At 69.7% G+C, this 6,128-nt stretch carries 3 protein-coding genes and 1 pseudogene; 2 read left to right on the top strand and 2 right to left on the bottom strand.

The window, feature by feature from the left end:
* Window positions 1-98 precede the first annotated feature (98 nt).
* Window positions 99-677: a TetR/AcrR family transcriptional regulator gene (locus AB0B76_RS58545; protein WP_360395021.1), complete on the bottom strand. Its 579-nt coding sequence runs from the start codon at window positions 675-677 to the stop codon at window positions 99-101.
* A 125-nt stretch (window positions 678-802) separates the two neighbouring features.
* Here AB0B76_RS58545 and AB0B76_RS58540 point away from each other — a divergent pair, with 125 nt between their 5' ends.
* On the top strand, window positions 803-2,923 hold the full coding sequence (locus AB0B76_RS58540; protein ID WP_360395018.1) for an MMPL family transporter: 2,121 nt from the start codon (window positions 803-805) through the stop codon (window positions 2,921-2,923).
* An 84-nt stretch (window positions 2,924-3,007) separates the two neighbouring features.
* A pseudogene (locus AB0B76_RS58535) lies at window positions 3,008-3,133 on the top strand (IS630 family transposase); the annotation flags it as partial.
* A 1,263-nt stretch (window positions 3,134-4,396) separates the two neighbouring features.
* Here the strand turns inward: AB0B76_RS58535 and AB0B76_RS58530 are convergent.
* Window positions 4,397-5,563 (bottom strand): LCP family protein, encoded by a 1,167-nt coding sequence (locus tag AB0B76_RS58530; RefSeq protein WP_360395015.1) that lies wholly within the window; start codon window positions 5,561-5,563, stop codon window positions 4,397-4,399.
* Window positions 5,564-6,128 lie beyond the last annotated feature (565 nt).

Raw genomic sequence — 6,128 nt, 5'->3', positions numbered from 1 at the left:
GGTTGCCGCTGCGTTCACCGGACTTGCCCAAGCGATCTGACCGCGGGACCCGGCCGGGTTCAACGCGTCCGCCGATCCCGCGACGCAACGGCGCCGGCTTACGACGTTGCTGCACACAGTCCGGCGAGGGCGATGTCGACGATTTGGTCGGCGTAGTCAGGTGTGGGTGGCTGTCGTGTGAGGAGGGTGCGGAACCACAGCGGTCCGAAGAGCAGGTCGGCGGCCAGGCCGGTGTCGACGTTGCCGATCGCTCCGCTGAGGCGGGCGCGTTCAATGCGCTCGACGGTCTGCTGCCGGACGGGTTGGTAGACGCGCTTGTGAAACTCGGCGGCCAGGGCTTCGTCATGCTGAAGGGCGCCGACGAGGTCGGCGAGCATCGACCCGTACCGCGGGTGGGACAGCAATTCGGCGGCGCGGCGCAGGGAGAGCCGGAGGTCGGCGAGTTCGTCGGTGGTGGGTGGCACTTCGATTGCGGGGCCAAGCTCTTCCAGGAATGCGTCCAATACCACGGTGCCTTTCGACGGCCACCATCGGTAGATGGTCTGCTTGCCGACGCCGGCCTTCGCGGCCACGCCTTCCATGGTGAGCCGGGCGTAGCCCTGTTCCCGGCATATCTCGAGCGCGGCACGCATGATCGCCTGCCTGGCTTGCTCGCTGCGCCGATGTGCCGTGGTCATGCCCCAGATCTTAACGCGAGACGAGACGGACCGTCTTGACCACCTTTGCGTATCGGTCTAGCGTTACTCTGCGAGACGATACGTCTCGTCTCACTACTGTCGTCGATGCGCCCGAGGAGGCCGTCATGCTGCGAGCGATCTCTGGTTTCGCGGTCCGCCGCCCCGTGCTGGTGGTGGTGCTGTGGACCGTTGTCACGGCGGTCGGATTCGGGTTCGGCGTCGGGGTGTTCGACCGGTTGGTCGGCGACGTCGACACGGTGGCCGGCAGCGAGTCCGCGCGCGCGACTCGGCTGCTTGAAGGAGCCGGTGACCGCCCGGAGTCGATCGCCGCGCTGTTCACCGGCCGCCCGGCCGACGACCCGGCCCTGCGTGCCGCGGTGGACCGCGCGGTCGCGGAGGTGCGGTTGATGACCGGCGTTGTTCAGGTCGACGGGCCCCTACCGTCGACCGCGACCGGCCACGCCCTGTTGCTGCGGATCACACTGGAGCCCGATCGTCTCGCTGGGGTGGGCGAGCCGGTCGACGCGTCCGACGTTGCGGCGGCGGTCGCGGCCCGGTTGCACCGGATCGCGGCGACCGTGCCCGCCGCGCAGGTCGTGGTCGGGGGTGGTCCGCTGCAGGCGCACGAGACCACGGCGCAGGCGCAGAAGGACGTGATCAAGGCGGAGTTGTTGACCACGCCGGTGGTGCTGGTGTTGCTGCTGCTGGTGTTCGCCGGTCTGATTGCGGCCGGACTGCCGCTGCTGGTGGCCGTGGCCGGGGTCGGCGCCACCTTCGGCGTGCTCTACCTGTGCAGCATGGTCACCGACGTGTCGCTGTACGCGATCCAGACCACCACGACACTCGCGGTTGGGTTGGCGGTCGACTACGCGCTGCTGATGGTGAGCCGGTTCCGTGAGGAGCGCCGCCGAGCACCGGATCTGTCGACCGCGGTCCTCGCAACGGCGACAACCGCCGGGCGAACCGTCGTGTGCTCCGGTCTCACTGTCGCGGTCGCCCTCGCCGGGCTCGTCGTGTTCCCCAACCCGTTCCTGCGGTCGATGGGTCTGGCCGGTGCCACCGTCGTGGCCGTCGACGCCCTCGCGGTCGTCACACTGCTGCCGGCGTTGCTGGCGCTGACCGGGCGGCACATCACCACGGTCCGGCCCCGTCCGGACCGTGGCGTGTTCGCCGCCGTCGCCCGGCTCGTCCAACGCCGGCCCGTCATCGTCCTGCTCACCACCGCCGCCCTGCTCACGCTCCTCGCCGTACCGGCGCTGGGCATGAGGATCTCCCAGGGGGACCCGCGGATGATGCCGCCCGGCTCGCAGACCCGACAGCTGTGGGAAGGGCTGGCTACGCACTTCCCGGAACGAGTCCGTCCCGACGGTGTGGAACTTGTCGCCACGGCCACCGCCACCGACCCCGCCCTGCTTCGCCTGCGCGACAGGATCGCCGCGCTGCCCGGCGTGTCCGGCGTCGCCGTCGTCCCGGTGTCGCCCACGGCCACCGTGCTCGACATCGACGGCACCGCCGACCTTGTCGGCACCGTCCGGGCGGTCGACGCCCCGTTCGAGATCGCCGTCGGTGGATCCGCCGCGCAACTGGCCGACTACCGCACCATGCTCACCGACCGGCTCCCCTGGGCGATCGCGATCGTCCTGGCCGGCACCCTGCTACTGCTGTTCGCGCTCACAGGGTCGGCCGTGCTGCCGGTCAAGGCGGTCCTCACCAACACCCTCAGCCTCGCCGCGGCGCTCGGCGTCGTCGTCTGGGTGTTCCAGAACGGTCACCTCGCCGCCGTCCTCGACGACCAGGGCCTCGGCTACGTGCACCTCACCGTGCCTGTCCTTGCCGGCGCGATCGCGTTCGGCCTCGCCATGGACTACGAGGTCTTCCTCCTCGCCCGCATCCGCGAACACTGGCTCACCGACGCGGAACCGCACACCTGCGTCGCTCATGGGATGCAGCGCACCGGCGGCATCATCACCGCCGCCGCGCTCATCCTCGGCGTCGTCTTCGGCGGCTTCCTCGTCGGCGGTTTCACCCCGATCAAAGCCGTCGGCCTCGGACTGCTCGTCGCCGTCGTGCTGGACGCCACCATCGTGCGCATGCTCCTGGTACCAGCCACGATGACCCTCCTCGGCCGGCACAACTGGTGGCTGCCCGGACCGCTACACACGCTGCACCGTAGGATCGCGATCACCGAGACCACTGCCACCGCGCCGCCAGCCACGCAGGATCGAACTGCCGGTCAACCGGCGTAGCCTGCGAGGTTGTGCTGCCTGCGACGCTGGCCCGCCGGCTCCGAGGGTTCCGTTGCGTTGGGCGTTGGCACGATCGAGGGGCGCCCCCGCACCGTGCGCCGCTGGATCACCCGCCACCACCTCGAAGGCCTCGCCGGGCTGCCGGTCCGGCCCCGCAGCGGCCGGCTCCGACTGGGCAGCCCCGGCTTCGGCGGCCGCATCCGACGGCTGTACGTACCGAAACCTGATCCGTGCAGCTCAGGCGGCGTGTTGGTACTCGTGGAGGATGCCGCCGAGTCGATCGCGTCGTCGGATGTCGAGGTGGTCGAGTCGGTCCGGTTCGGTGATCGGTTGGGGCGGCAGGCGTAGGGGCGCTGCGGTGGGAGGTCCATGACCAGGTTGCGGACCAGTTGTGTGGTCGAGGCTGCGGTGGGGTGGGCGGTGGCGCCGAGGATGCGAACGCGGCGGGTGGCGTGTTCGATGACGGCGAAGACGTACAGCCGTGCTCGGCCAGGGTCCGGGTCTCGAAGAAATCGGCGGCGATGATCGCGTGTGCCTGGCCGCGGAGGAAGACGGCCCAGGTCTGGCGGTCGTGCTGGGGCGCGGGCTCGACCCCGTTGCGCTGGAGAATTTCCCAGACCGTGGAGGGGCGACCTTGATGCCGAGGACGGCCAGCTCGCCGTGGATTCGCCGGTAGCCCCAACTGGGGTTCTCCTTCGCCAGACGCAGGACGAGGATTTGGATGCTGCGGACGGTGGGCGGCCGGCCGGGCCGTTTCGGGCGGGATGCCTTGGCATGGTGACGTCGTAGGAGGTCGCGGTGCCAGCGTAGGACGGTGTCGGGGGAGACGATCAGGTGCAGCTGCCGCAGCGTCGGCCTTGGTAGCCGGTGCAGGAGGGCGGCGAGGAACGCCCGGTCCGGCGGGGTGAGGCGAGGCTTGTCGATCTGGCGCTGCAGGATGGCGAGCTGGTGGCGCAGTGCAAGAATCTCGACCTTCTTGTCTGCATCGCTCATCTGCCGCAGCCATATGAAGGTGAACACGCTCGTGAGCGCCAGGTAGGGCAGTCGCAGCAGCACGATGGATCATCCTGGCGTACCCCCGTGTCTGGTCCTTCGGCTGCGTCCGAGAACCGGCAGGTCACAGCCCATGGATGGGGTTTTCGGCACCCACAGGGTCCGGGAGAGCCGACTGCCGGCCTCCGGCGGACCTCGCGAGGAAGAAGCCGGTGCTCGTTCAACTCGATCGCTCAATGCGGCAGCGCCCCATCGACGTGCGCGTCCCGGCCCGCCGCGACGCCGCTGCGGCTGGTCCGACCTGGCGGTCAGCCGGGTCCCCCGAGCCGGCGCCTGCCGTGGCGGAGCCGCACGCAGCAGGGCGCGCTGCTGGAAGCGACGGTGCTCACCATCGCGGCCCCGGCCATGCGCCGCTCGCGTCTGGGTCCCGACGCTTCAATCCGGCTCTCGGCGGTGTTCGGAACCGTCCGGTGTCCCGCCTCATTGCCGTCCAGGGCATTTGCCCGTCGTGGCCGTGGCGGCGGCCTGCGGGTTGTTCGCGATCCAGCCGGCGACCGTGTCCTTGACGACGGCGTCGTAGAGCACCGCTGCCCGGGCCGGATCGGGTATCACGACGCTCTCCTTGTTCACCGTGGCCCCTCCGCGGTTCGGGCTGACCAGCATGGTCAGGTCGCCGCTGCCGATGTTGCGCAGCGTCCACGCGGTGTCGGCGAGGGAGAAGTCCTTGTCGACGGTGATGGCCTTCGCCACCGACTTGAGGAACGCGTTGAGCTTGAGCGGGTTGCGCAGCGTGTCGGTGCTGATCGCCTTGTCCAGCAGCGCCTTGAGGAACTCCCGCTGGTGGCGCATCCGGGTGAAGTCGCTGTCCGGGAACTGCTTGCGCTGGCGCACGTAGTCCAGCGCGGCGGCGCCGTCGAGGTGGTTCACGCCCGGCGCGAAGTGCCGGTAGGGCTCGGCGATCGACGTGAACGCGCAGTCGTTGTTCAGGTCGACTCCGCCGAGCGCGTCGGTCACCTGCTGGAATCCGGCGAAGTCGACCAGCACGACGTGGTCGATGCGCACCGACGTGTACGCCTCCACGGTGCGCACCGTGAGCTGCACGCCACCCCACACGAACGCCGCATTGATCTTCGCGTCCTTGTTGCCCAGACGCGGATCGGTCGGGCTCGGTGGGATGTGCACGTACAGGTCGCGCGGCAACGAGATCAGGTACGCCTTGTCGTGCTCGGCGTCCACGTGCAGCAGGATGATCGCGTCCGTGCGCCCGGTGCCCGCACCGCTTCTGCGGTCCGGGTCGTCAGGATCGCGCGAGTCGCTTCCCAGCAGCAGGAAGTTCTTGGCGCCGACCACCTCGACCGGCGGCCGGACCGCCTCCTGCTGCGCCTGCTGGACGTCGGTCTTTCCGGTTGTACCGAACGCATCGGTGCGTTGGATGCCCGAATCGATGCTCCGGTAGTACTGGTACGACCCGCCGGCGCCGAGAACGAGGAGCAGAGCGGCGGCCGAACCGATCACGATCGCCGTCAACCGCCGGCGTCTGCGCCGACTGGGCATCGCCGCCCGCTGTGCGGGAACTTTGGCGCGGCCCGTGTAGCGGGTCTTGCGTGGTACGAAGCTGGCCATGGTGCTGCTGACGTGGCGGAGCATGCTTCCCTACATGGTGGTGGCGTTGTCTCGGCGCGGGGGCCAGATGTGGGACGAACCAGATGCCGCGAGCCGCCCGGCGCGATGCGGTGTCGCCAGCCGCTATACGTCAAGCAGACCATTGCGGACCGAGGCTGCGGCCCACCCGCGCGGGATGAGGGCGACCGGAGGATTTCGGCGCGGTGCGAGCAAAGGCGCGGTTCGCCCTCGCCCGCCCCGCGTCCCAGCCCTTGTACGGCGCGACGACTGGGGGCATGAAGGCGTGCCCAACGAGGAGGACTGAGGCTTCGTGGCGTGGCGATTGAGCCGACCCGGCGAGCGATGGTCGCGATGCCGGTCGGCGTGCTGGGTAGCGGTGTCTAGATGAGGGCGCTCGATTCGGGGATCGCGTTCGTCGCGGGTGTGCCGACCGTTCCGCCCAGCTGCTGTCGTCCGTTGGGCGGTGGCGATGGGCCATCGTGGAACTGAAAGCGGGGCGCCGTTGCGTCGCGGGATCGGCGGACGCGTTGAACCCGGCCGGGTCCCGCGGTCAGATCGCTTGGGCAAGTCCGGTGAACGCAGCGGCAAC

Source organism: Dactylosporangium sp. NPDC049140, assembly GCF_040648435.1.
The sequence above is the reverse complement of the archived record's forward strand: the minus strand, read 5'-3'. Positions and strand labels throughout refer to the sequence as shown.